Origin of the sequence: Enterobacter cloacae complex sp. R_G8, assembly GCF_024599795.1 — a bacterium.
GTDB lineage: Bacteria > Pseudomonadota > Gammaproteobacteria > Enterobacterales > Enterobacteriaceae > Enterobacter > Enterobacter dissolvens.
The window spans coordinates 4,525,238-4,549,324 of the sequence record NZ_CP102246.1 but is presented as its reverse complement, the minus strand read 5'-3'; the positions used below and the strand labels follow the sequence as shown (position 1 = coordinate 4,549,324).

Below are 24,087 nucleotides of genomic sequence, written 5' to 3'. Positions count from 1 at the left end.
GGCACTATGCAAATCACTAACCCGATACTCACCGGCTTCAACCCGGACCCGTCCCTGTGCCGCCAGGGCGAGGACTACTACATCGCCACCTCGACCTTCGAGTGGTTCCCCGGCGTGCGCATCTATCACTCCCGCGATCTGAAAAACTGGTCGCTGGTCAGTACGCCGCTGGACCGCGTGTCGATGCTGGACATGAAAGGCAACCCGGACTCCGGCGGCATCTGGGCGCCGTGCCTGAGCTACGCTGACGGCAAATTCTGGCTGCTCTACACCGACGTGAAGATTGTCGACTCGCCGTGGAAAAACGGTCGTAACTTTCTCGTTACCGCGCCCTCCATCGAGGGGCCATGGAGCGAGCCGATCCCGATGGGCAACGGCGGGTTTGACCCGTCCCTGTTCCACGACGACGATGGCCGCAAGTACTACCTCTACCGCCCGTGGGGGCCGCGCCACCACAGCAACCCGCACAACACCATTGTGATGCAGGCGTTTGACCCGCAGACCGGCACGCTCTCACCGGAGCGCAAAACCCTGTTTACCGGCACGCCGCTCTGCTACACCGAAGGCGCGCACCTCTATCGCCATGCGGGATGGTACTACCTGATGGTCGCCGAAGGCGGCACCAGCTACGAGCACGCCGTCGTGGTGCTGCGTTCCAAAAATATCGACGGGCCGTACGAGCTGCACCCGGAGGTGATGATGATGACCAGCTGGCACCTGCCGGAGAACCCGCTGCAGAAGAGTGGCCACGGCTCGCTGCTGCAGACCCACACCGGGGAGTGGTACATGGCCTACCTCACCAGTCGCCCGCTGCGCCTGCCCGGCGTGCCGCTGCTGGCCTCCGGCGGACGCGGCTACTGTCCGCTGGGGCGCGAAACCGGTATCGCCCGCATTGAATGGCACGACGGCTGGCCATACGTAGAAGGCGGCAAGCACGCGCAGCTGACCGTAAAAGGCCCGCAGGTGGCTGAACAGCCTGCATCCATTCAGGGCAACTGGCGGGAGGACTTCGACGGCAGCACGCTTGACCCGGAACTGCAGACCCTGCGCATCCCGTTCGACGACACCCTCGGCTCGCTCACCGCGCGGCCCGGCTACTTACGGCTCTACGGCAACGACTCGCTCAACTCGACCTTTACCCAGTCGACCGTGGCGCGCCGCTGGCAGCACTTCGTCTTCCGGGCGGAGACGCGGATGCAGTTCTCGCCGGTCCACTTCCAGCAGAGCGCGGGGCTGACCTGCTACTACAACAGCAAAAACTGGAGCTACTGCTTTGTGGACTACGAGGAGGGGCAGGGGAGAACCATCAAGGTGATCCAGCTCGACCACAACGTACCGTCATGGCCGCTGCACGAGCAGCCCATTCCGGTACCGGAGAGTGCGGAGAGCGTCTGGCTGCGGGTGGACGTGGATACGCTGGTTTACCGCTACAGCTACTCGTTCGACGGCGAGACGTGGCACACCGTGCCGGTAACGTATGAGGCGTGGAAACTGTCGGACGACTACATCGGCGGGCGCGGCTTCTTCACCGGCGCGTTTGTGGGGCTGCACTGCGAGGACATCAGCGGCGACGGCTGCCACGCGGACTTCGACTACTTCACCTACGAGCCGGCATAACGGCTCAGGTCGGGTAGCCCAGCGCGCGTGAGAGCTGGAGCCCGGCCTGCTGAAGCTGCTCGCGGAAATCAGCCAGCTCTTCGTCGTCCACGCGGGAGGTCAGCGTCGACAGGCTCAGGGCGGCAATCACGCGGGATTCATGGTTCCACACCGGCACCGCCACGCAGCGCACGCCCTGCTCGTTCTCTTCGCTATCCAGGGCGTATCCCTGCTCGCGGGTCTGCGCCAGGGCGGCCATTAAGGCTTCGCGAGAGGCGAGGGTGGAAGGGGTATAGGTGGTGTACTGATAGCCCTCCAGCAGGGCGTTCAGTTCGGTCTCGCCCAGCCAGGCAATCAACACCTTGCCGATGGCGGTGGCGTGAACCGGCAGACGGCGGCCAATGCGCGAATAGGCGATGGCGGCCAGCTTGCCTTCAATCTTCTCGATATAAACCCCTTCACGCCCGTCCAGGATCCCCAGATGGGTGGTCTGCCCGGTCAGCCGGGAAAGCTCCGTCAGCCAGCCTTTCGCCTTCTGCCGAATATCGATGGAGCCCACGACGAAATGACCGCGCTCGACCAGCTTCATGCCGAGGCGATACTTGCCGTTCTCCGGGTTCTGATCGATATAGCCGTGAAGCTGCAGGGTTTTTAGCAGCGAGTGGAGGGTACTCTTGCTCAGCCCCATCAGTTTGCTGATGTCGGTGATCTTAAGCTCGGTGGCCTGCTCGTTGAACAGGTCGAGGATCTGCAACGCACGTTCAACAGACTGAATAATCGGCATAATGCTGGCATGTCCACGCTGGAATTAAGGCGAAAACGTACCTTTTTCGGGGTGAAAAATCAATGAAGCAGAGCCGTTTTGCTCCCTCTCCCTGTGGGAGAGGGCCGGGGTGAGGGCACCAGCGCGCAGAGGATCCAATCAACCCCCAAGCGTCGCCACCATCACCGCCTTAATCGTATGCATCCGGTTTTCCGCCTGGTCAAACACGATGCTCGCCGCCGACTCAAACACCTCGTCCGTCACTTCCATCCCGCCATGCAGGTCGAACTCCTTCGCCATCTGCTTGCCGAGCGTGGTCTGGTCGTCATGGAACGCCGGCAGACAGTGCAGGAACTTCACGTCCGGGTTGCCGGTGAGCGCCATCATCTGTGCGTTTACCTGATACCCACGCAGCAGCGCAATCCGCTCCGCCCACTTCTCTTTGGCTTCACCCATCGACACCCATACGTCAGTATAGATAAAGTCCGCACCCTTCACGCCTGCCGCCACGTCTTCCGTCAGGGTGATCTTCCCGCCGTGCTTCTGGGCCAGCGCGCTGCACTCCGCCACCAGGCTCTCTTCCGGCCAGCAGGCTTTCGGGGCCACCAGGCGCAGATGCAGCCCGGTCAGCGCCGCTGCTTCCAGCATTGAGTTGCCCATGTTGTTGCGCGCGTCGCCCGCGTAGACCAGCGTCATCTCGTTAAACGCCTTGCCCGGCAGGTGCTCCTGCATGGTCAGCAGGTCCGCCAGCAGCTGCGTTGGGTGGAACTCGTTGGTCAGCCCGTTCCATACCGGCACGCCCGCGTACTGCGCCAGCGTCTCGACCACTTCCTGGCCGTGACCGCGATACTGAATGCCGTCGTACATCCGCCCAAGCACGCGCGCGGTGTCCTTAATTGACTCTTTATGCCCAATCTGGCTGCCGCTCGGCCCTAAATAGGTGACGCGCGCGCCTTGGTCAAATGCGGCAACTTCGAAAGAGCATCGTGTACGGGTTGAGTCTTTTTCGAAGATGAGCGCGATGTTTTTGCCAGTAAGTTTTTGTACTTCCTTGCCATTTTTTTTATCGGCTTTGAGCTGTGCGGCAAGAGTCAGCAGAGAAGTGAACTGTGCAGGGGTAAAGTCGAGCAATTTCAGAAAGTGTTTCTTGTACAGATCAGACATTTTATCCTCACATGGCGAACGCCACTTATTGAATTAAAATTCACTTTATATGTGTAATTATTCATTTGCAACCCCGTTTAACAAATCTTTCTCACAAAGGTGGAGGCAAACACGTCCGTGTGTGAAAATAGAAGTATCTGCCGCACTTTAAAGAGGAATGAGCCATGGCAAACCCGGAACACCTGGAAGAACAACGCGAAGAGACGCGTCTGATTATTGAAGAGCTGCTGGAAGACGGTAGCGATCCGGACGCGCTGTACACCATCGAGCACCATTTCTCTGCGGATGATTTCGACGCGCTGGAAAAAATGGCGGTGGAAGCTTTTAAACTGGGTTACGAAGTGACCGAGCCGGAAGAGCTGGAAGTGGAAGAGGGCGATACCGTCATCTGCTGCGACATCCTGAGCGAAGGCGCGCTGAAGGCGGAGCTGATCGACGCGCAGGTCGAACAGCTGATGAACCTGGCCGAGAAGTTTGAAGTGGAATACGACGGCTGGGGAACCTACTTCGAAGATCCGAACGGTGAAGACGGCGAAGAAGGCGACGACGAAGATTACATCGACGAAGACGACGACGGCGTGCGTCACTAAGCGTTTCAGGCGGTGGCGCACGCCACCGCTTTTTCAAGGCAGAACCATGGATTACCCGCAGATACTCGCCCCTGTACTCAACTTCCTCCAGTGCCCGACCCCGCAAGCATGGATTGATAAAGCCCGCGACCCGGCGAACCTGCCGCTGCTGCTCACCGACCACATGGTGTGCGAGCTCAAGGCCGCCCAGACCGCGCTGCTGCTGGTGCGTAAATACGTCGCCGACGAAAGCGGTGCCGACGCGCTGCTCGAGTGGCTCAAACCTTACGAGCAGTTCACCTTCCGCGACGGCCCGGAGCCGGACTTCATCGCCCTGCACAGGCAGATTGGCAAAAGCGTGATGCCCAAAACCGACGACCCGTGGGGCCAGGCGCTCATCGACAGGATGGTGCTGCTGATTAAAGAGGAGCTGCACCACTTCTGGCAGGTGCGCGAGGCGATGCTGGCCCGCGACATTCCCTACGTCAAAATCACCGCCAGCCGCTACGCCAAAGGGATGCTGAAGGAAGTGCGCACCCACGAGCCGCTGACGCTGATCGACAAGCTCATCTGCGGCGCCTACATCGAAGCCCGCTCCTGCGAACGCTTCGCCGCGCTGGCCCCGTTCCTTGACGACGACCTGCAGAAGTTCTATCTCTCGCTGCTGCGCTCGGAAGCGCGCCACTATCAGGACTACCTGACGCTGGCCCAGCAGGTGAGCGACGACGATATCTCACCGCGCATAAAGCTTTTTGGCGAAATTGAAGCCACACTTATCTCGACACCGGACAACGAGTTTCGCTTCCACAGCGGCGTGCCGGTGTAAACCGGCATAACTCAAGGATAAGGATGCGAGATGAATAAAACGTGGACCCGTATTGTGATTGTCGTCATTGCGGCTGCCGCCGTGGCGTTCTGGGTGTTTTTCGACAGGCAGCGCGCCCCGGAACGACAGATGGATAACGCCCTTAACGCGATGCCCGCCTGGCAGGTGATTAAGGAGCAGGAGCCCGCGCTGCATCAGCGCATCCTCGACCAGATGGCCGCCCTGCAAAAAGCGGGCGAGCCGGAGCAGCAGATTATCGACACCATCCAGCCGCAGATCCTGCATCTGCAGATGACGCGCCTGCAAAACGCCCCGGACGCCAACGTGGTGAACTACATGACCATCAACATGGAACAGACCGCCGCCATCCAAAAGGTGAGCGACGACGCCTGTTTCCGCTTCCTCTACCCGATGGTGAAGGGCGGCATCAACCCGATGCGCATGCTGGATAAAGACCTGATGGCCCGGCGCATGCAGGCCGACGCCGACATGATGCGCGCGGCCTACGGCAAAAACCGCCACACCGTGACCCAGGCCGAGCGCGAGGCGGCAGTCGAAGATGTGCGGCCGATTATGAAGGAACTTGCCGATAAGTACGGTGAGGACATCCAGCTGCTGCAGACACCGGAGAAGGCGGTGGGCAAAGAGAAGCTCTCCTGCGATATGGTGCAGGAGATGTGGGCAAAGGTGCTGGCGCTGCCGGAGCAGAAGGCGGCGAGGGTGATTCGGCTGGCGGTGTCTGAGCTGGACTGACGGTAGCGCTGGTTTTTTGGGCACTTAGCGCGGGTTTCGCGCGTCGTCGCTTGCATGGCGGCGCGCGACAGGTATAATCCACAACGTTTCCGCATCCCCTTCAGTGCCGAAGTGGCGAAATCGGTAGACGCAGTTGATTCAAAATCAACCGTAGAAATACGTGCCGGTTCGAGTCCGGCCTTCGGCACCAAAAGATGCAAATCAAAGTCGCTTAAGGGCGGCTTTTTTTGTGTCTGAAATCCGTGAAAAATTGCTATTCCCACTCACAATGCTGGAGCTGTCATGATGAAGTTATAACTATAATCATGCACAACGACACTAATCACGCCTGATGTTAAAAAGGCTGGTTTATGGGCGTAATAATTCTTACGATACTAACCTACCGGCTCAGATGTTAACTCCATAGCACTATGCTTTCAAAAAATGCTTCCGAAAGTCTAACGACGAAGACTGAAGTGAAAGATTGCTTTTCAACTACGGCATAGATGTTTTGTTGTACAAGGTTCCGGCGTCGCAGAATCGAAAAGAGAAGACAATGACACTGATTAACCTAAAAGACCTCGAGGCCCATCTTTGGCATGCAGCCCATATTATTACTGGGCCTATTGATGCGTCAGATTACAAAACGTACATTTTCCCCATCCTGTTCTTCAAGCGCATTTGTGATGTATATGACGAAGAATTTGCCGATGCGATGGAGAGCGTTGGGGATGCAGAGCTTGCCAAGGGGAAGATGTTTCACCGTATTCAGATACCAGAGAATTGTCACTGGCGCGATGTTTTCGCTGAGACCAAAGACATTGGCCAGGCCTTAAAAGACTCCTTCCGTGGTATAGAACTGGCAAACCCTAAACTGCATGGTATTTTTGGGGATGCCAGTTGGACCAATAAAGAACGCCTTTCAGATGAGTTACTGGCTACGCTACTTAATCACTTCAATAAGGTGAACCTGGGTGTTGCAAGTGTCCGTGATGATGTCATGGGCCGCGCATATGAGTATCTAATCAAACGTTTTGCAGACAAAGCTAACAAAAAAGCTGGTGAGTTCTACACCCCACGCACAATCGTTCGTTTGATGGTTAACATTCTCGATCCAAAAGCGGGTGAGAGTGTTTACGATCCAGCCTGTGGCACAGGCGGTATGTTGCTCGAGACGATTTACCACGTAAAAGAAAACGGTGGCGATCCGCGCTTGCTAAAAATCAAAGGTCAGGAGAAAAACCTGACGACGGAAGCTATTGCACGGATGAACCTGTTCCTCCACGGTCAGGAAGACTTCGATATTGTTCGGGGGGATACGTTACGCGAACCTAAGTTTTTAAAAAGTGATCGTTTAGAAACCTTCGATTGCGTTGTTGCCAACCCACCGTTTAGCTTGAAGGAGTGGGGATACGATCTGTGGTCTAATGATCTCTATGGCCGTAAGCAATATGGCTTGGCACCTAAAACAAATGGTGATTTTGCCTGGGTGCAGCATATGTTTGCTTCACTTAACGACAATGGGCGTATGGCTGTCGTATTACCTCATGGTGTGCTGTTTCGTGGCGGATCTGAGGGGGCAATTCGAACCAAATTGTTGCAAGAAAATCGCATTGTAGCGATTATTGGTGTCGCTTCCAATCTGTTCTACGGCACTGGTATTCCTGCGTGTATTTTGGTGCTGCGCAAATCACGCCCGGCAACTCATAAAGATCATGTATTGATCATCAATGCTGAAGAAATCTATACCAAGGGGCGTGCGCAGAATACGCTGTCCAACAAGCAGGCCGATGACATATACCAAATCTATCATGACCAGGCGCAACAGGGTCCAGATGCAAAAGAAATCGAAGGTGTAGCGCGCTGGGTTCCTCTAAAGGAGATTGAAGAAAATGACTTCAATCTAAATATTGCTCGTTATGTGCAAAAGCCACTCGAAGAAGAAACCATCAGTGTGGAAGAGGCGCTCAAAGATTTTCAACGGAAGCTGGCTGAACTGGAAAAAGCAGAAGAGGAGCTGGAAGCCTTGCTTATCAAAGAAGGGTTCGAAGTATGAGTTCCATGAGTAATAAAAAACTGGAAGAGCTGCTCTGGGGAGCTGCTGAGTTTCTTCGCGGCCAAATCGACGCTTCAGACTACAAGCAGTATGTCTTCCCCTTGCTATTTTATAAACGCCTGTCAGATGTCTATCTGGAAGAATATAACGAGGCGATGGAGCTCCATGAAGGCGATGCCGAATATGCCGCCATGCCGATGTTTCACCGTTTCAACATTCCAGTTGAAGCCAGTTGGGAAAAGGTCCGCAATACCAGTAAAAACATCGGTGAAGCGATCCAGAATGCGCTTCGACTAATTGAAGCCAATAACCCGCGTTTACATGGCGTCTTCGGTGATGCGCAGTGGACCAACAAAGAGCGCCTGCCCGATCATCTGCTGGCTGATCTGATTGAACATTTCAGTAAAATCCCGCTCGGCATTAAATCTGTCGCCCAGGATGATCTTGGTGAAGCCTACGAATACCTGATTAAAAAATTCGCTGATGATTCCGGCCATACGGCAGCAGAGTTCTACACCAACCGAACAGTCGTACATTTAATGACGCGCATTATGGGCTTAAAACCGGGTGAAACTGCCTATGACCCAACGTGCGGTACTGGCGGGATGTTGCTAAATGCAGTGATGGATCTCCGTGCAAGAGGTGAAGAGTGGCGCTCTGTGCACCTTTATGGACAGGAGGTGAACCTGTTAACCTCTGCTATCGCCCGTATGAATATGTTCCTCCACGACATTGAAGAGTTTGATGTACTGCGCGGCGATACTCTGGCCGAACCTAAGTTTATTGAAAACGATCGACTTAAGCAGTTTGATGTAATTTTTGCCAACCCGCCGTACTCCATCAAAAAATGGAATCGTGACAAGTTTGCTGCCGATCCATATGGTCGTAATCTTTATGGCGTACCACCGCAAGGCTGCGCTGATTATGCTTTTTATACCCATATAATCAAAAGCTTAAAACCCGATACCGGTCGTGCTGCTATGCTTTGGCCACATGGTGTTCTGTTCCGCGATTCCGAGCAGAGCATTCGTAAACAGGTGATTGAATCTGACATTATTGAAGCGGTAATTGGTTTGGGACCGAACCTGTTTTATAACTCGCCGATGGAATCTTGCGTGGTGGTGCTTAATTGCAATAAATCAGCTGAGCGCAAAAATAAGGTTCTGTTTATCAATGGGGTAGAATATGTTACCCGGGAGCGAGCGCATAGTCGCTTATCAGATAATGATTTGGCGGTGTTATGCGAGGCTTTTTTTAATCCGGATATGCAAAGCCACATTACTGCTTTAGTAGATATCGAGGCTATTAAAGATAATGTCTACAACTTATCGATACCACTGTATGTCCAAGCACAAAGTAGTGTCGAAACTCATGACATTCAGCATGCTATAGAGGCATGGAAAATCAGCCGCGTGCAATTAAAAAAACATACTAATAAATTATTCGATAGCCTCACGAAGTTAGGTTATGAGGTGGAGAAAAATGACTAGTAAACAAAGAATTAAGTTTGGTGATATTTGCCGAGAAGTAAAGATTACCACCAAAGATCCGATTGCCGATGGTTATGAACGATATATTGGTCTGGAGCACTTGGATTCTGGCTCGCTCAAGATTAAACGTTGGGGAATAATCGAAGAAGATAATCCAAGTTTTACTCGGGTTTTCAAAAAAGGTCATATCTTATTTGGAAAACGTCGCCCTTATCTTAAAAAAGCGGCAATTGCAGAGTTTGATGGGGTATGCTCTGGTGATATTATTGTTTTAGAATCTAATCAAGACGAGATAGTCTCTACTTTATTGCCATTTATCTTGCAGAAGGATTTGTTTTGGGATCACGCGATTAAGACATCAAGCGGTTCTCTATCTCCAAGAACTAAATTTACGTCGTTAAAAGCTTTCGAACTTACAATTCCGTCGAGGTCAGAACAAGTTAGTGTTTCTAATTTATTGAAAAGTAATTTGAAAAACTACGCTCTAGGTATGGATGCATTAGACACATTGGCCGTGTATCGTCAAAAGCTTATTGATTCTTTTTTTGAAAGATTTTCAAGTTATCCACAATTACCGTTGGTTGATCTAATTTCAATTAAAAATGGTTATGCATACAGTGGTAAAAACATCGGCGATGAAGAAACAGATTCTGTAATTGTTACCCCCGGTAATTTTCATCTAGGAGGTGGGTACAACGCTTCCAAAGATAGATTTTATAGTGGTGATGTTATCCGTGACTTTAAGTTACGTGGTGGTGATTTAATCGTGAATATGACTGATCTTTCAAAGGATGGTGATACATTGGGGTTGCCAGCCTTCATTCCAGAGTCTAGTAAGAAATATCTACATAATCAGAGGGTTGGTTTGGTGGAGTTTAGATCGCAAGAACTTAAACCAAGTTTCTTGTTTATGTTCATGTGTTCTACTCAATTTAGAAGAAAAATAGTTGCAACGAGTAGCGGTACGACTGTTAGGCATACATCTGTCGCAAAATTGTTGGACTTTAATCTTCCTATACCGCCTGTTGAACTTCAGATTTCTGCAAGTAATGCTAATAAGCATTTAGAGGAACTTAAGTGCAATTTGCAACGTAGAGAAAATATCTATAGAAGTATAATTAACACATTCTAAAGGCCAAGCATGTTTAACGAACAAACCGTTACAGAAAATGGAATTATCGACCGCTTAAAAGGATTAAGCGGGGTCAAGTGGACTTACTGCCACGGTGAAAACCTGCCTAAACAAGCGCAGGATATCTTCGTTGATGAGTGGCTAAAAGACGCGCTTTGTTCGTTAAACCCTGATATCGGCAGACAGCCTGACTATGCCGATGAGGTCATTTACAAACTGCGAGGAGTGGTTTTAGAAACTCGCCATACCGGTTTGGTAAAGGCCAATGAAAACTTCCAGGAATGGTTGATGGCCGACAAAACCTTGCCTTTTGGCGAGAATGGCGACCATATCACCATCAATCTGATTGATTTTGACAATATAGAAAATAACCACTTTGTGGTGGCACAGCAGGTCCACTATATCGCGGCCACTGAAGTCTATTTTGATATTGTCCTTTATGTGAACGGTATACCACTGGTGGTGGGCGAAGTTAAAACCGCAACGCGCCCTAGCGTGACCTGGCAAGACGGTGCCGCCGACTTCATGGGGGGCAAAAAGTACTATTGGAAAAATGTTGAATCTTTCTTTGTACCTAACTTGCTGTGTTTTGCCAGCGAAGGTAAAACTTTTGCCTATGGTGCAATTAATGCTCGTGTTAAAGACTGGGGGCCCTGGCATAATACTGAGCTTCGTGATGAGATTCTGCCGGGATTAGCATCGGTACTCAACAGCTGCGAGAGTTTGTTAAACCCGCAAACCTTATTACAGTTACTGGAATCTTTTGCATTATTTTCAACCGTCAAAACGGGCAAGAATACTCCGCCTAAACGCGTTAAAATCCTGCCGCGTTACCCGCAATTTGAAGCAGCAAAACAAATCGTTGAGCGTGTTCGCAGAGGCTATCCCAAAAAAGGTCTGATTTGGCATTTCCAGGGATCGGGTAAATCCTTGTTGATGCTTTACGCCGCTAAAATGCTGCGTGCCGACAATGCGTTAAAAAACCCAACGGTACTCATCGTAGTGGACCGGCGAGATCTGGACAGCCAAATTAATGAAACCTTTGGTGGAGCCGACGTTAAGAATCTGATAAAAGTGCAAAGCTGCAAAAAGTTGGGCGAATACATTGAGCAAGACAGCCGTGGCATTTTAATCACCACTATCTTTAAATTTAAAGATATCGAAATTGATGATAGCAACCCCAATGGCCTGAACAACCGTGACAACATCATTGTGTTGGTTGACGAAGCCCACCGTACCCAGGAAGGTGGATTAGGCGAGAAAATGCGCTGGGCGATGCCCAATGCCCACTTCTATGGCCTGACTGGTACTCCGATTTCTGGCATTGATCGTAATACATTCAAGTTGTTCGGTGCTGAAGAAGATCCAGGGCGCTATATGAGCCGCTATAGCTATAAGCAGTCGATCCGTGACGGCGCGACTAACCCCGTGAAGTTTGAACCTCGGCTGGCCGAACTCCGAGTGGATCGCGATGCTATCAACGAAGAATTCGAGCAACTTGCTACTGAAAACAACCTGGATGAAGAAGAAAAGGCAGCATTGTCCAGACGCGCCGGCAAGCTGGCTATTATGCTGAAATCTCCCAGACGTATGGCTGCGGTGAGTAATGACATTGTTGAGCATTTTACCAGCCATGTTATGCCGAAAAAGATGAAAGGCATGGTGGTAGTGTATGATCGCGAAGCCTGTGTGCAGATGTATTATTTGCTCGGTGAAAAGCTCGGTTTTAATGCAGTTGAAGTGGTTATGAACGTTGACCAGGCTCCGGTTAAAGCTGAAGAGGGTGGTAAAAAAGATAAGCTCAACAAGGACTGGCTCAAATGGCATGACGAATTGGGGCTACCTGTTAAACAAGCCGATTTCGAACGCTGGCAGCACATTGATGCGGAAGAGCAGGTACAGAAGGATCTGATTGAATGCTTTAAAGATCCTGTGCATCCGTTACAGCTTATCATCGTTACCGCCAAGTTGCTTACTGGCTTTGATGCACCAATTTGCTACTGCATGTACCTCGATAAGCCTCTACGCGATCATACTCTTCTTCAGGCTATGTGCCGAACCAACCGGTTGTACGAAACCGATGATGTACGCAAGGACATGGGATTAATTATCGACTACCTCGGTGTTTTCGAAAATCTGCGTACCGCTCTGGCCTATAATCCTGAAGAAGTTGAAGGGGTTGTGGAAGGAATTGAGGCATTTAAAGAGCTATTGCCGCTGCAATTGAATAAATGTCTATCCTTCTTCCCTGGTGTGGATCGTTCCATAGAAGGTTTTGAAGGTATTATGGCCGCGCAAGAATGTCTGCCAACTAACGAGAAGCGTGATGAATTCGCTGCCAGCTTTGGAGTGTTATCTAAGTTATGGTCAGCTATCAACCCAGATCCTTTTTTGACCCCTTATCGTCAGGACTATAAATGGCTGGCGCAAATTTATGAATCGGTGCGTCCGGTGGGGCAGACAGGTGCGCTTGTTTGGGCTGCGCTTGGTCCTGAAACCATCAAAATGATCCATGAGCATACTGATATCAATCGTATTCGCGATGATATTGACGAGTTGATCATGGACGAGCACGCTATTTTTACCCTGACCGCTAAAGAACAGGAACAACGCGCCAAACGCCTGGAGATTGATCTTATGGGGCGTTTGCGCGGTAGCCATGATCCTAAATTTGTGGCATTGGGTGAGCGTCTGGAAAAACTGCGTCAGGACTATGAAGCTGGTGTTATCAAGGCTATCGACTGGTTGAAAGGTCTATTGGATGCTGCGAAAGAGACCGTACAAGCCGAGCGCGAAACGGGCGAGCGCCCAGTAACTGAAGCTGATAATAAACAGGCTTTGACCAAGCTTTTCCTCGAAACACGCCCAGAAACTACTCCAAAGTTAATCGGTGATGTTGTTGAGCAAATCGATAAGATCGTTAAAGCAACCCGCTTCGATGGCTGGCAAAACTCCAACAGTGGCCCGCGTGAAATCCAAAAGGCGCTTTTGCTGACCTTGGCCCAGTTTGGACTAGGGAAAGATAAAGAGTTGTTCAGGAAGGCGTATGGGTACATTGAGGAGCATTATTAATATTAGCTTCGGAAGTATAGATATTACAATGTACTTGCAACTAGTAGCAGGGTGTTTTATAGACACCCTACTACTGTGAACTATTTTATTAAAAGACCTTTATACAAATTCTCTTTAAGTGCTTGCTTATCATTCATTATTTTTTCAATGAGCTCATTATATTGTTCAAGCGTATTATCTAACTCATCAAGCCACATATTTAATTTATGCTGAGTCGTTAAAGATGGAATGCTAACTTCTACATTTTTTATTTGTGTTGTGGTTAAATATTGCTGAGCGGTGCCAACGGCGAGCCTTCTTAAGTTTAAAGTAGATAGTAATTTTGCAAGGTAGGGTGTTAAAATCTTATTTGGTGCATCATTCTTAATAATTAACGAGTTATTTGTCACCCAAATGTCACCCTGAACATACCGAACGTTTCCACAAAGAGCTCCGACCTTACCAATAATAATATTTTCACCATTTTCCATTGCCTCATCATTATATCCAATAACTCCATTTCCGCCATATACAGGAATTGGTCCTGCGGATAATAGTTTATTTTTCTGTAATAAATTTCCAGATTTTATTTTTGCAACATTGCCAACTTTAATTCTTTCAAATTCATATTCATGAGAATGATTTTTTATTGTTGATTCTAGTGTTGCTATTTTTTCTCTTAATAAAGATAACTCGGCTAGTAATAATTTATTATTACGTATTGTCTGTTCAATGTTAGATATAGAATTACTAAAGAACTCATATGAGTTTCGCTCTTTATCTTTTAAGAGTAAATCATAAGATAAAGGTGTGTCACTCATATCTATAATCCAGGAGTGCTCTGTTATTCTTCTTTTTTTTCCAGAATCTAAAAAATCTATAAAATCATCGAATTTTATAGTATTTGTACGTGAGTATTTTTCACCATTATTTAAATTGTAGAAAAATATTCTATCAGTTGGGCCAGAATTACTTATAAAAAGAATACATAGTTTTACTGCAGTGTAGGGCAATAATGCGCCCGACGGTATGGATAAAATACATTCTAAATTATAATTTTTGAAAATCTTATCTTTAAGAGTAATGCATTCTTTACTCACATCATATAAAAAACGCTCTGGTAATATTATGGCTGCTTTGCCATTAACACTGAGAGAATCAATAACATGCTCTAGGAAGTAATAGTCTAGATTAGGTCCTTTGTAATGGGTGTTAATATGAACGTTATCCCATCCGCTCTTTTTCCCAAATGGTGGGTTAGTTAAAATAAAGTCATATTTTTCATTTGTATAATTTTGTTCCAAACTATCTTTTAGGATTATTTCAAAATTAAATACTTCATTGATTAAAAGATTAACAATTGAGATTAAACAGGCAAATGATGATGTGTCATTACCAATAAGGGAGTAATTTAAATTGTTGCTCAAGTTATTGCTATTAATATGTCGTGCTGACTCTATTAATAAACCTCCGGTACCACATGCTGGGTCGTAGATTGATTTGCCATCTGTAGGTGATAACATTTCAACCATGAGCTGAACTATAGCAGAAGGAGTAACATATTCCCCAGATCGACCAGATTCATTAACCATCCTAAGAATTAAAGATTGGTAAGAATTTGCATATTGATAGAACTCTGTGAGTGAATGTATATGTGAAAGAGAATGATCTATATGTTTAATTATTTCATGGTCATTGATATTGTCAATTAAAAAATCGATCTTGCTCATGAGTTTTTCATGCACGTCATGGTTTGTATTTTTTATATCTAACGATAAAATAAAGTTTTCATATAACTGCTTGTAATGAATTTTAATTTCATTAATGTTGTTGCCTGATAAGTTTTTTATATCTAAAACCATTTTATTATGTTCATGCAGATATAATTTTATATAATGAAAAAAAACAAACAATGAAATTAACTCTACCGCTTGTTCAGTATTTCTTATCGAGCTCTTTTTCTTGATTGTTGTAAGCATTTCTTCAAATAAAGAGGCATTCATTTTAATTTCTCCACCAAAAAATTGTACATATTCTCTATATCATCACTAATTTCAGAGGGTGGTATAAGTTCTATATATGAATAAAGTTTTGATATATCTAATCCTATACCTTCAGAATCAATTATTTCTGTGATACAAGGTTTTACGTTAAGCCGACTAATTGCTGGATTGTCTCCGGGATTATTTTCTTTTAAATAGCTGTTAGCTGGAAGATCTCCATTGTTTATTCTTTCGATAAATCCATGATGAGACAATGCGGTATAAGATAATAAGTAGTTTTTTATTTCTCTTCTTTTCCATGCAAGGAGGTATATTTTATTTTTGTTTTTATTTTCCAACTTCGTTATATGCTTCGAATATTCACTTCCATTGACTTGAACCCCGTCTTTCTGATAGGTAATTGGAGCCTCGTCTTTGTCGCAGATCATAAATATTCTTTTGACTTTTTTTTCAGGGTTTGTATTTAAAAGCGAATTAATCCACTCTAATTTTGGTTTTGCGAACTCTTGATTTAAATTATCGTAACCAGAGGACTGTTTTATAGCATGGAGGCAATCTAACTTTGATACATCAAGTCCTTTTTTCTTTGCTAAAGCATAAAAAATAGTCCAATCGTTATAATCATCCATTAGTACAATGTTTTCTAGTTTACGACACACTTCGAACTGAACATCTGATATTCTTGTTAAGACAGATAAACGTTCTATTATAGTTTTTATTTTATCGTCTTCTTTTATTTTTCCTTTATCAACAATCTTTAAGTTTTTAAAATCATTATCAGCGGCTGTAATTGAGTCTAATAGATGGGTGGTTGTTATCGCATAACCATTGATACTATGTAGTCGATGCCATAAGAGCTCAATATTCTTGTAATGTAAATGGGAATCTATCTCATCTAATAAGAATAAAGTGTTAGGACTATCAAAAATATCAAGCAGAGAGTATAAAAAGAGTACCTGATACTCCCCATCGCTAATATCATTCAGTTCGATATTGTTTTTAAACTCTAGCTGTAATGATGGTTTTATTATAAAGTAATCATTATCTGCTGCTTGAGTGAAAAATGTTATGATAGGATCAAAAAAGGAATCTTCTGCTTGTTCAAATGATGGGTTGAAAAAATTTGAATGAGTTAGCAATATCTCTTGAGCTTCAAGTGGAGACTCGAAATCGTAATCAGCATTAACAATATTATTAATGAAACTTTCTAAAGTCCTATGATAAGCTGAATACCTTAAAGTATATTCAATGCCTTGCTCTTCTTGTGCTAATGCCATTTTTACTCGATTAACGTAAGCCGAATTTACTCGGACCGTCAATGTAAGCTTGCTTGATATATCATCACTTTTATCATCTGATGCATCAATATAGCCTTTCTCACATAAAAAATTTCTAACAAGACCATTTGATTTACAAATTGTGGATATGAATATTAGTAACTTTGACCATGATTTATCGTAATAACAGCAATCTAAATTTAGTCCTCGATTCGCTTGTCTTTCATGAGAAAGATAATCAGAAAAATACGTTGAATATTTCTCGTTTTGCCCAGAGGAAAAACAAACAACTTTTGTTTCTGGTAGGTATTTTTTCGTTAAACAATTAATAAATACAGATTGTAAAACTGAGGATTTGCCAGCACCATTTTCACCAATTAAAGCAGTTATCTTTTCAAAAAAGATATTTTGCTCTCTATCATATAAGGTATTTTTGGGTAACATGATTTGCATTTCTATAGTTCCACTTTTTTAATTGTCTGCAACAGTCATTTTTAAAATTCTACTTCCCTTAGTCTGGTCCATTACAGTCTCGACCAAATCATCTTTAACTCTATGATGGTAGCAATGCGCTCTGCCCTATAAGACCATATAATAATCGTTTCTTCTGTACAAACAAATCGTTGCGCTCTTACTCGCTAGTGCACAATTTTCAACCATGAACTATGTCAACATCAACAAAATCAATAGTTTTATTTAAGTCACAGGATGGGGAATGGACAGCAATACTCAAGGATTCACTTCATACTGGCGTAATACCTTAGCTGATGCCGAGTCTGGAAAAGGGACATTTGAGCGCAAAGATGAAGAGTCATTTAATCAGTGGATGGATGTCGATCGGGGCAGGTTGGATGAAAAGATCGTGCAGTCGTTTTTCGAGGACGAAGACGAGCAGGTTAAGACCGTCGAGGTAATGTTACGTCCGGTCGAAATGTCACCTGTTTTTTTGCTATGAGGCGATGATATCACCTCTATTCAGGTGGCCTAATTTAGTGTGCCACTACACGAAAACACTCGATGCTCATACTGCGCCTCGGTCGATTCATTCTCTAACACTTGTCTGGACTGCCAAAAAAATCGTCTATAACATAGCCAGTTAGACTACATATGGAGATGTAAGCATGAGCACCAGAAGAGAGATTAAGGATGGGGCACTATTCGACGTTCTCGACAGAGGAATCGTCTACACCGAGGTGTTAGGCTGGCTTGATATGGGACATGCCCGTGGCAATGACGTGGCGGCGCTCAAACGTCAATTCGTCGAGGGAGAGCGTAGCAGTAAGCCATCTTATTCCGTCATGTATCGGCAAGATATGGGCGTCATAAAATTCAAATCACGGCTCGGCGTGGGGAAGTTCTCTCACTGGGAAATTAAGCGTGGCCGGAGTACCAAAGACATTAACAGAATCATGCTGGCGATGATGATGAACACCGCTTCCAGATTCGAAGGGCTGCAAAGCCTGCGTTCATTCTCCTGGTATACGGACAGCGGCTTTAGCGGTGAAGATTTGGTGTCTGACCTGTTCGGATTCTATCGGGCAATTATTCCTGGCCGGTACGGCTATCGTCTCAAGCCAGTGAGCTATGAATCAGCCGCTCGCCGCTGGGATTATTACGGTGCTATCGGTACCCATAAAAACCATGGCTTTCGCCCGATTCTCTTTCCTGATCCACAGGATCAGTGTGTGCGGCATCAGCCGTATATGGTCAATCTTCCGCATTTTATGACATGGCTTCGGCCGTGGGACGATTTCACATCCGGAGTGGTGAAGGTCATTACAAACGATGGGACATCGCTCTCATTCATGGGGGCTAAGCTATGACAATCCTTTTAAAAGCCCTGAAGTGGTGTGCACTCTCGGTCGCCACAGTCTTTATCCTCGGATGGCTGTTTGTCTGGCTCGTGGCATCGGGTTCGGATGAAACGACGGTTTACACCGAAAATGACTTTTTCCACTACCACACGCTGACAGATAAGGATATTGAAAACGCCCCGCGTATCACGGACGACTACTATTTCGAGGCGCATCCCGGCGATGGCTATGCCCCTTCAAATAGCATCTTCTTTAAAGATGCTACAGGTGCAGCGCCGTTACGCGCGTATCTCGAAACGCTGGGATACACCAAGGAAAAGCGTCGCCTTGGGGAAAAGGAAATCTGGTCAAAACCCGATCAGGTAAAAGGGGACATTTTCTATCTGTACTTCAACGCCGCTGCGGGTGAAGTTGAGCTGACCAAAGTGATGAGTGACTGAGTTAACTTACTCCGTGTCGATTAGCATCGCCTGACGATCAAGCGGCGTTTTTTCGTAATATCCCATTCAGCCATGTCTCATCTCTGTCCGGGCGGTTATCCTTAGTCTCCCACAGCGAAACGATCCCTATCCCCGGTACCGCCTTCAGCAACTCCTGCAACCCCTCTTCATCCAGATCCGTAAACCGTCTTTCACCCTGCACCCGCTCACCTTTGCCATACTTAAAGGACACGTACCAGACGCCGCCAGGCTTAAGCGCATCCGCAAGTTTCTGCATCACAGCAGGCAACTCAGAAGAGGGGACATGCAACAAAGAGGCACAACACCAGATCCCATCGTACTGCGCCTTACCGTCGATCTCTGAAAATGTCATCAGCTGCACGGGTAACCCGGTATGTTGCCTTGCCAGCTCCACCATCGCGAAAGAGGCATCAAAAGCATCCACCTGATAACCCATCTCATGAAAGGCTTTTGCATCCCGTCCTGAACCGCAGCCCGCATCCAGAACACGGGCACCGTTAGGCAGATGTTGGGTAAAAGCTTCGTATAGCGGGGTCATATCAACATTGACCGTGCCATCGAAGAAATCCTGCGCGTGGTTCTGATAGTAGTGAAGTGTCATTAAAACGTTGCCTCGCCTTCCGCGTTGGGTTTCCAGGTATGGATAAGTTTGCCCAGCGCGGCCTGCCAGTTACGCTGAAGAAAGCTTTTCCGTGCTTCAGGACGTTGCCCTGTCTGTAGAACAATCGTCTCATGTAACGGCAGTTTGCTCTGAATAAAATACTCATTGCGGGTGTGTAACCGCTGCAGGAGCCTGAGCTCGGGAATGCGTGCCGACTTGCCTTCAACGCCACGGTTACAACATCGACAGGCCAGCACTAAGTTCCATACGCCGTTAATATTGCTCACTTCATGGCGGGCAGCCCAGGGAATAAAGTGGTCAACATCCGCCAGTTCTGCGTCTCCCGGTACCAGGCTGATGGGTTTAAAGCAGTAAAAACACCGTCCTTTCTGGTATCCATTCAGACTGTCGCGACAGCTGGTGATGTCTACGCGACGCGCATTCACCCTCGTGAACAACAGCTGATTATCTTCGTCAAACTCCACGCCCACAAGGTTACGTGAAATCCCCATCGACCAGGCCTGTTCTACCAGGTTCCAGCGGGCATTGGTTTCAAAGGCGAGGTTTTTATACTGCAGGCGTTCGCCCAGTAAAAAGAAGTTGTCCGTCAGGCGGATCCCGTTGTGGGTTTTGCGCTCATCGAGGAAAAAACGTTTATCGATCTCACCCTGGTTCACGTAGTGAAAGGCATCAATCACGTTGTTAAAGCCAAGGCGCACCGTCACTTCAATGAGCTGAGCGTGGGTGATTTCACCTCTGTTGAACTTCAGGCAGGTTTCCAGAAATTGACTGCTGCGGGAGGTGATCTGTTTTGGTGCATGCTTCAGGTGCTCGCAAAGATAGCGGCTGAACGGCACGGCAAGCTGGTCGAGCGTAATCAAATCTCTGCCCGTCTTATCTACTTCATACAACGCTGATGCCAGCGCGAACTTGTAAGATGCGACGTTCCTTCCAAAGAGGATCACACCACGCCAGTAGTTCTCAAGCGTCGGATCGGCCTGATAAAATTCCATCGATGAAGTCCTGTTACGGTTGGCTGGGCAGGGCGTTACTAAAGCCTGTAACAGGATCACATAACAAAATCAGGATGATGTAAATCGTTAATCTATAGGTTTGATGAATTTTTGAGAGGTCTGAGATAAAGGTGTTGAGGCAACCGATGCGGCATTAGCGCCAGGTTTGCGAACGAACAGATATCTGGAGGAGGTGAGTTGAACAGGTTTCCAGCCGAAGCGTTGTCATTTCTCGAATTAAAACCCTATTTCCTGAATCCCCCTCGCAAATTCCAAATTTACCCTACACCAAACCGCTGTATTTATATTCAGCCCTGTATAATGAGCACCAGAAATTACGCCGAACGGCAAAGGAAGTATCAAAGAAAAATTAAAGAAGAATTCGCGATATGAAGGTGCTGCAACACCCCCATACCGCTAACCACCAGCAACTGAAAAGGAGTTGAAAATGGCTGCGACGAATTTTAAGCCAGAGTTTACTGTTTGCAAAACAGAATCAGACGCTTTCACCGGCATGATTAAAAACCGCGAGCTGGTACGCAAAAACAGCGCCCGCCGTCTTCACGGCAACCCGCCCAACGCGGCACCCATTCATCCCCGCGCGGAAACGCCGCAGGACAGTGTAGCCTGCTGCGAACTGTATGCACGCATAGATATGAAATACCTTCTTCTGGGCGGAGACTGGTTAACCCGCGCGGGCTTTATCAACGGCATGCCGGTTAAAATACGCGCTATGAAAGACTGCATCGTGATTACGCCACAGCATACAAGAGAATTATGGGGATGCCTGGAAGGGATGAGTGTGATGAATATAAATAAACAGAAAGTCGCGCAGTGGTTAAAAACGTTTCCGGGGGCGTTGAATGATACCGGTGATATACCGGTCATTAAGCGTAATGCCTGAACATAGACCGCAGGGTGAAAATGAATTTCACCCTGCATCACTTTAGCGCGTCACGATCAGATTCACATCGTAACCGCCCGTGTTATTGGCATATTCCGATGCCTTATTGGTATCGTTAAAAATAAAGGCGATTTCACCCTCTACCGGGGCTTTCCACGGCTTGCCGCCGGAACCGATTGAATGGATGTGCTCGCCTGTTTTAATCAACAGCGCACCAGCAATGGCACCCGGCAGAACAAACGACGGGTCTGGTGCCTTAGCGGAAGGATGCTGGCTGTCGCCATCCGGTCCGAAGGTGCGCCCGCGGCTGTCATACTGGGCCTGACCTGCAGCAACCAGCAGAATGCTATCGCCCTGGCGGACGGTGATCCCGGTCTTCACCCATTCACTGCTGGTTGCAGGAATGTGGCCTTTCCACTGAACGGGGTCTTGTGTCGCGAGTTCTTCATCACTCCCAAGATAAACATCCGCCTGGAATGAACCGGTATTATCACTGTGGGATGAGTCGCTAATAAATAATCTCAGCTCGCCGCTTTCCGGTGTAGCCAGTTGATATACGCCGGTACCGATATCATAGCTTTTGCCAGATTCGCTAAAACGCGCCTTAAGGATGGCAATATCCTTTTTTTGCCCGTTCTTGCCAATATTACCGCCCGGGTAAGCCCATGCGTGATCTTCCTTGCCATATTTGATCAGGCCCGTAGCGATAATGGTGATCTTATCGCCTTGGTTGACCTTCAGACCGGTATTTATACCCTGTTCTTTTGTTGAATCAATGGCGCCAGACCATGCGCTTTTTCTAGACATGTTCTATCTCCCTTCGGATGTCAGGTTATGTATTTCAGCAGGGCTTAATTATTCCCGGCGTGATAATAGTTATCTGATATCAACGGTACGAGACCGTGTGACGTAGACAGCGTAGAATTGGTTATCGGTGACGGCAAATATAAAAATAACGAATTGATGGGCGTTATTTTGCTAAAAACAGGTCATGCCTGGGTTTGAGTATTTGCCTTTTAAGATAAATCTGAGTTAATTTGCGTTGGCAAAAAACGGTTCTGAATGAAAAGCGAGGGTTATATATAGCAATTTAATTCCCCTGAGAAAATACAGGTGTTTTCTCAGGGGCGGGATTATTATGCAAGCGCTACTGAATATTGACGGTTTTGCCGTCTACCCAGACGCAGCTGATATTATTGCGTCTGGCGTTATAGATAATTTTCTACAACCGGTCTTCCGGCGCGTCCTCAGCCGTATCAATATAAATGTCGCTCCCGGCGACCCGGGTATCGGGGATCCTGCTATCAGCTGAAAAAGACATGGCAGTGAAGTAGTACGCGAATAAGCCCGATTATATGTCGGCTAGCCTGAATGCATCCGCCATCTGTTCCTGCTCGCGAAAGGGCAGAGCAAGCCTTTCCGCAAGAGCTCTCCACTGACTGACTATTCCTCTGAAGTCAGCAATAATTTCATCCGCTTGCTTTAGATTAAGCCGGAAATAGTCAGAGACTTCCCGCGCTAACTCCAGATCAAGCGCATTGTCCGCCTCTGTAATATTTAACTTCAAACCGTCTGCTCTGGAGACCGGGTTCATATCGTAAGCTTCGGAGAGACGCCAGCCTTTACCAGGGACCAGAATAAACCCGTGGTTACGCAGGTGATCGTCAGTGTTCGATACCAAAATATTAAAAACGATCCGCGACCAGAGTTCGCGCAGGTCAGCCTGGGTTTGTGCGCCGTGCCTTATCAGAACTTCAGCAAGTTCCAGATAGCTGACGCCTGTTGAGGCATCCTCGCCATCCTGATGTCTGGTTAATGTCATGGCGGAAGCAAAATGAAGACGCTGGCCAGTATCGGTCCGGTCGAAACGGCGCACCATGAAACAGTGATGGTCGCTGGCAAATTTGTGCGCTTCGGCGGCAGCTACGTTGAGCCCGCAACCGACGGCAAGCGCATTAACGACCATCTCCCAGCCGCCAACATCATACTCATCTCTGGTGCTGGGAAATTTAGCGATATAAAGATGTCCATTGTCATCCGCAACGCTGGCCTTTGGGCGAGCGCCGCCCAGAGAACCGCCGGGTGCAATCAGCATCCTTAGCCATTCCTGGCCCATGAGTGCGCGGTTATCGGGATCGTCCTCCAGTGCCCGACTTGCTCTCTCTAATGCAGCGATTTCGGTAAAAGGCGGTGCCGCTATGTCGATTCGGTTATCGAGAAATTCACCTTCGTCTTCCAGTCGATAACGCAAAGCGCCAACCCGATAAAGATCGTGTACGCCCAGTAAATAGTCGGATTCATACAGTTGCGTTCCTTCTGCCCTGATCCCTTCACGGATATCCCGTTCCAGACGTCGTTTCATCAACATCCGTCCCCAGCGGTCCGGGCTGGAGTCACCGAACATACCGAATTTATCGCGCGGAGGCGTTGGGTACTGAGCACCTGCAAACAAGCCAATTTCCGGGTCAAGCTGCAGGACATTTAACTGAGGATCGGCCAGTGCCTGTGGATCGTACTCAAATTCAAATAATTCACGTGCACGGGTTCGTCGGCTGTGCAGGAACCCAATCCTCTTGGGGCCATTCAAACCTTCCCAGTCTGCGTACACGCCGATCATTGTCATTGCCAGTTACCT

20 protein-coding genes, 1 tRNA gene and 1 pseudogene are annotated in these 24,087 nt (G+C 47.7%); 13 read left to right on the top strand and 9 right to left on the bottom strand.

The features are described 5' to 3' along the window. Positions 1–6: 6 nt before the first annotated feature. Entirely contained in the window at positions 7–1,617 is a 1,611-nt protein-coding gene (locus NQ842_RS21490) for a glycoside hydrolase family 43 protein (RefSeq protein ID WP_257256310.1), read from the top strand. A 4-nt stretch (positions 1,618–1,621) separates the two neighbouring features. Here NQ842_RS21490 and xynR read toward each other — a convergent pair whose 3' ends face one another. The 3 genes from xynR to NQ842_RS21475 form a co-directional block, all read right to left on the bottom strand. Further along, entirely contained in the window at positions 1,622–2,380 is a 759-nt protein-coding gene (xynR, locus tag NQ842_RS21485) for a DNA-binding transcriptional repressor XynR (protein WP_257256309.1), read from the bottom strand. A 138-nt stretch (positions 2,381–2,518) separates the two neighbouring features. Then, on the bottom strand, positions 2,519–3,523 hold the full coding sequence (argF, locus tag NQ842_RS21480) for an ornithine carbamoyltransferase (protein WP_257256308.1): 1,005 nt from the start codon (positions 3,521–3,523) through the stop codon (positions 2,519–2,521). Then, positions 3,493–3,588: a hypothetical protein gene (locus tag NQ842_RS21475; protein ID WP_213014347.1), complete on the bottom strand. Its 96-nt coding sequence runs from the start codon at positions 3,586–3,588 to the stop codon at positions 3,493–3,495. The genes argF and NQ842_RS21475 overlap by 31 nt, the downstream gene beginning before the upstream one ends. 99 nt (positions 3,589–3,687) lie before the next feature. On the opposite strand from NQ842_RS21475, the gene rraB reads away from it, so the two are divergent. The 8 genes from rraB to NQ842_RS21435 all read left to right on the top strand — a co-directional run bounded on the left by rraB (position 3,688) and on the right by NQ842_RS21435 (position 13,400). Next, positions 3,688–4,113, top strand: a complete 426-nt coding sequence (rraB, locus tag NQ842_RS21470; RefSeq protein WP_047742963.1) for a ribonuclease E inhibitor RraB — start codon at positions 3,688–3,690, stop codon at positions 4,111–4,113. A 46-nt stretch (positions 4,114–4,159) separates the two neighbouring features. Further along, entirely contained in the window at positions 4,160–4,918 is a 759-nt protein-coding gene (gene miaE, locus NQ842_RS21465) for a tRNA isopentenyl-2-thiomethyl-A-37 hydroxylase MiaE (protein ID WP_257256307.1), read from the top strand. Between the two features lie 30 nt (positions 4,919–4,948). Further along, positions 4,949–5,671, top strand: a complete 723-nt coding sequence (locus NQ842_RS21460; RefSeq protein ID WP_257256306.1) for a topoisomerase II — start codon at positions 4,949–4,951, stop codon at positions 5,669–5,671. Positions 5,672–5,776: 105 nt separating this feature from the next. Beyond that, positions 5,777–5,861, top strand: a tRNA-Leu gene (locus tag NQ842_RS21455). A 345-nt stretch (positions 5,862–6,206) separates the two neighbouring features. Then, on the top strand, positions 6,207–7,706 hold the full coding sequence (locus NQ842_RS21450) for a class I SAM-dependent DNA methyltransferase (RefSeq protein WP_257256305.1): 1,500 nt from the start codon (positions 6,207–6,209) through the stop codon (positions 7,704–7,706). 5 nt (positions 7,707–7,711) lie between these two features. Next, the gene (locus NQ842_RS21445) at positions 7,712–9,196 is read left to right on the top strand and encodes a class I SAM-dependent DNA methyltransferase (protein ID WP_257256946.1); all 1,485 of its coding nucleotides are present in this window, start codon (positions 7,712–7,714) and stop codon (positions 9,194–9,196) included. Further along, entirely contained in the window at positions 9,189–10,328 is a 1,140-nt protein-coding gene (locus NQ842_RS21440; protein WP_257256304.1) for a restriction endonuclease subunit S, read from the top strand. The genes NQ842_RS21445 and NQ842_RS21440 overlap by 8 nt, the downstream gene beginning before the upstream one ends. Before the next feature lie 9 nt (positions 10,329–10,337). Next, positions 10,338–13,400, top strand: a complete 3,063-nt coding sequence (locus tag NQ842_RS21435; RefSeq protein ID WP_257256303.1) for a type I restriction endonuclease subunit R — start codon at positions 10,338–10,340, stop codon at positions 13,398–13,400. Between the two features lie 80 nt (positions 13,401–13,480). On the opposite strand, the gene NQ842_RS21430 is transcribed toward NQ842_RS21435, so the two are convergent. After that, the gene (locus NQ842_RS21430) at positions 13,481–15,382 is read right to left on the bottom strand and encodes an N-6 DNA methylase (protein WP_257256302.1); all 1,902 of its coding nucleotides are present in this window, start codon (positions 15,380–15,382) and stop codon (positions 13,481–13,483) included. Beyond that, entirely contained in the window at positions 15,379–17,112 is a 1,734-nt protein-coding gene (locus NQ842_RS21425; protein WP_257256301.1) for an ATP-binding protein, read from the bottom strand. The genes NQ842_RS21430 and NQ842_RS21425 overlap by 4 nt, the downstream gene beginning before the upstream one ends. 262 nt (positions 17,113–17,374) lie before the next feature. Here NQ842_RS21425 and NQ842_RS21420 point away from each other — a divergent pair. The 3 genes and pseudogenes from NQ842_RS21420 to NQ842_RS21410 form a co-directional block, all read left to right on the top strand. After that, a pseudogene (locus NQ842_RS21420) lies at positions 17,375–17,584 on the top strand (hypothetical protein); the annotation flags it as partial. A gap of 196 nt (positions 17,585–17,780) precedes the next feature. After that, positions 17,781–18,482 (top strand): hypothetical protein, encoded by a 702-nt coding sequence (locus NQ842_RS21415; RefSeq protein ID WP_257256300.1) that lies wholly within the window; start codon positions 17,781–17,783, stop codon positions 18,480–18,482. Then, positions 18,479–18,913, top strand: a complete 435-nt coding sequence (locus NQ842_RS21410; RefSeq protein WP_257256299.1) for a hypothetical protein — start codon at positions 18,479–18,481, stop codon at positions 18,911–18,913. The genes NQ842_RS21415 and NQ842_RS21410 overlap by 4 nt, the downstream gene beginning before the upstream one ends. Before the next feature lie 37 nt (positions 18,914–18,950). Here the strand turns inward: NQ842_RS21410 and NQ842_RS21405 are convergent, their stop codons facing one another. Both NQ842_RS21405 and NQ842_RS21400 read right to left on the bottom strand, forming a co-directional pair. After that, positions 18,951–19,535 carry a bifunctional 2-polyprenyl-6-hydroxyphenol methylase/3-demethylubiquinol 3-O-methyltransferase UbiG gene (locus NQ842_RS21405; RefSeq protein ID WP_221345955.1) on the bottom strand — a complete coding sequence of 195 codons (585 nt, stop codon included), beginning with the start codon at positions 19,533–19,535 and terminating at the stop codon, positions 18,951–18,953. After that, on the bottom strand, positions 19,535–20,548 hold the full coding sequence (locus tag NQ842_RS21400; RefSeq protein WP_221345956.1) for an HNH endonuclease domain-containing protein: 1,014 nt from the start codon (positions 20,546–20,548) through the stop codon (positions 19,535–19,537). The genes NQ842_RS21405 and NQ842_RS21400 overlap by 1 nt, the downstream gene beginning before the upstream one ends. Before the next feature lie 448 nt (positions 20,549–20,996). On the opposite strand from NQ842_RS21400, the gene NQ842_RS21395 reads away from it, so the two are divergent. Next, positions 20,997–21,452 (top strand): type I toxin-antitoxin system SymE family toxin, encoded by a 456-nt coding sequence (locus NQ842_RS21395; RefSeq protein WP_257256298.1) that lies wholly within the window; start codon positions 20,997–20,999, stop codon positions 21,450–21,452. Positions 21,453–21,494: 42 nt separating this feature from the next. Here NQ842_RS21395 and NQ842_RS21390 read toward each other — a convergent pair whose 3' ends face one another. Both NQ842_RS21390 and NQ842_RS21385 read right to left on the bottom strand, forming a co-directional pair. Beyond that, the gene (locus NQ842_RS21390) at positions 21,495–22,259 is read right to left on the bottom strand and encodes a LecA/PA-IL family lectin (protein ID WP_257256297.1); all 765 of its coding nucleotides are present in this window, start codon (positions 22,257–22,259) and stop codon (positions 21,495–21,497) included. 544 nt (positions 22,260–22,803) lie between these two features. After that, positions 22,804–24,075 carry a type II toxin-antitoxin system HipA family toxin gene (locus NQ842_RS21385; RefSeq protein WP_257256296.1) on the bottom strand — a complete coding sequence of 424 codons (1,272 nt, stop codon included), beginning with the start codon at positions 24,073–24,075 and terminating at the stop codon, positions 22,804–22,806. Positions 24,076–24,087 lie beyond the last annotated feature (12 nt).

Excerpts from the sequence above, each read along its gene's own strand:
- NQ842_RS21415 (WP_257256300.1), top strand. The coding sequence starts at position 17,781 with ATGAGCACCAGAAGAGAGATTAAGGATGGGGCACTATTCGACGTTCTC.
- NQ842_RS21430 (WP_257256302.1), bottom strand. The coding sequence starts at position 15,382 with ATGAATGCCTCTTTATTTGAAGAAATGCTTACAACAATCAAGAAAAAG.
- NQ842_RS21425 (WP_257256301.1), bottom strand. The coding sequence starts at position 17,112 with ATGCAAATCATGTTACCCAAAAATACCTTATATGATAGAGAGCAAAAT.
- xynR (WP_257256309.1), bottom strand. The coding sequence starts at position 2,380 with ATGCCGATTATTCAGTCTGTTGAACGTGCGTTGCAGATCCTCGACCTG.
- NQ842_RS21400 (WP_221345956.1), bottom strand. The coding sequence starts at position 20,548 with ATGGAATTTTATCAGGCCGATCCGACGCTTGAGAACTACTGGCGTGGT.
- NQ842_RS21450 (WP_257256305.1), top strand. The coding sequence starts at position 6,207 with ATGACACTGATTAACCTAAAAGACCTCGAGGCCCATCTTTGGCATGCA.
- miaE (WP_257256307.1), top strand. The coding sequence starts at position 4,160 with ATGGATTACCCGCAGATACTCGCCCCTGTACTCAACTTCCTCCAGTGC.
- NQ842_RS21440 (WP_257256304.1), top strand. The coding sequence starts at position 9,189 with ATGACTAGTAAACAAAGAATTAAGTTTGGTGATATTTGCCGAGAAGTA.
- argF (WP_257256308.1), bottom strand. The coding sequence starts at position 3,523 with ATGTCTGATCTGTACAAGAAACACTTTCTGAAATTGCTCGACTTTACC.
- NQ842_RS21475 (WP_213014347.1), bottom strand. The coding sequence starts at position 3,588 with ATGAATAATTACACATATAAAGTGAATTTTAATTCAATAAGTGGCGTT.
- NQ842_RS21405 (WP_221345955.1), bottom strand. The coding sequence starts at position 19,535 with ATGACACTTCACTACTATCAGAACCACGCGCAGGATTTCTTCGATGGC.
- NQ842_RS21390 (WP_257256297.1), bottom strand. The coding sequence starts at position 22,259 with ATGTCTAGAAAAAGCGCATGGTCTGGCGCCATTGATTCAACAAAAGAA.
- rraB (WP_047742963.1), top strand. The coding sequence starts at position 3,688 with ATGGCAAACCCGGAACACCTGGAAGAACAACGCGAAGAGACGCGTCTG.
- NQ842_RS21410 (WP_257256299.1), top strand. The coding sequence starts at position 18,479 with ATGACAATCCTTTTAAAAGCCCTGAAGTGGTGTGCACTCTCGGTCGCC.
- NQ842_RS21395 (WP_257256298.1), top strand. The coding sequence starts at position 20,997 with ATGGCTGCGACGAATTTTAAGCCAGAGTTTACTGTTTGCAAAACAGAA.
- NQ842_RS21435 (WP_257256303.1), top strand. The coding sequence starts at position 10,338 with ATGTTTAACGAACAAACCGTTACAGAAAATGGAATTATCGACCGCTTA.
- NQ842_RS21385 (WP_257256296.1), bottom strand. The coding sequence starts at position 24,075 with ATGACAATGATCGGCGTGTACGCAGACTGGGAAGGTTTGAATGGCCCC.
- NQ842_RS21445 (WP_257256946.1), top strand. The coding sequence starts at position 7,712 with ATGAGTAATAAAAAACTGGAAGAGCTGCTCTGGGGAGCTGCTGAGTTT.
- NQ842_RS21490 (WP_257256310.1), top strand. The coding sequence starts at position 7 with ATGCAAATCACTAACCCGATACTCACCGGCTTCAACCCGGACCCGTCC.
- NQ842_RS21460 (WP_257256306.1), top strand. The coding sequence starts at position 4,949 with ATGAATAAAACGTGGACCCGTATTGTGATTGTCGTCATTGCGGCTGCC.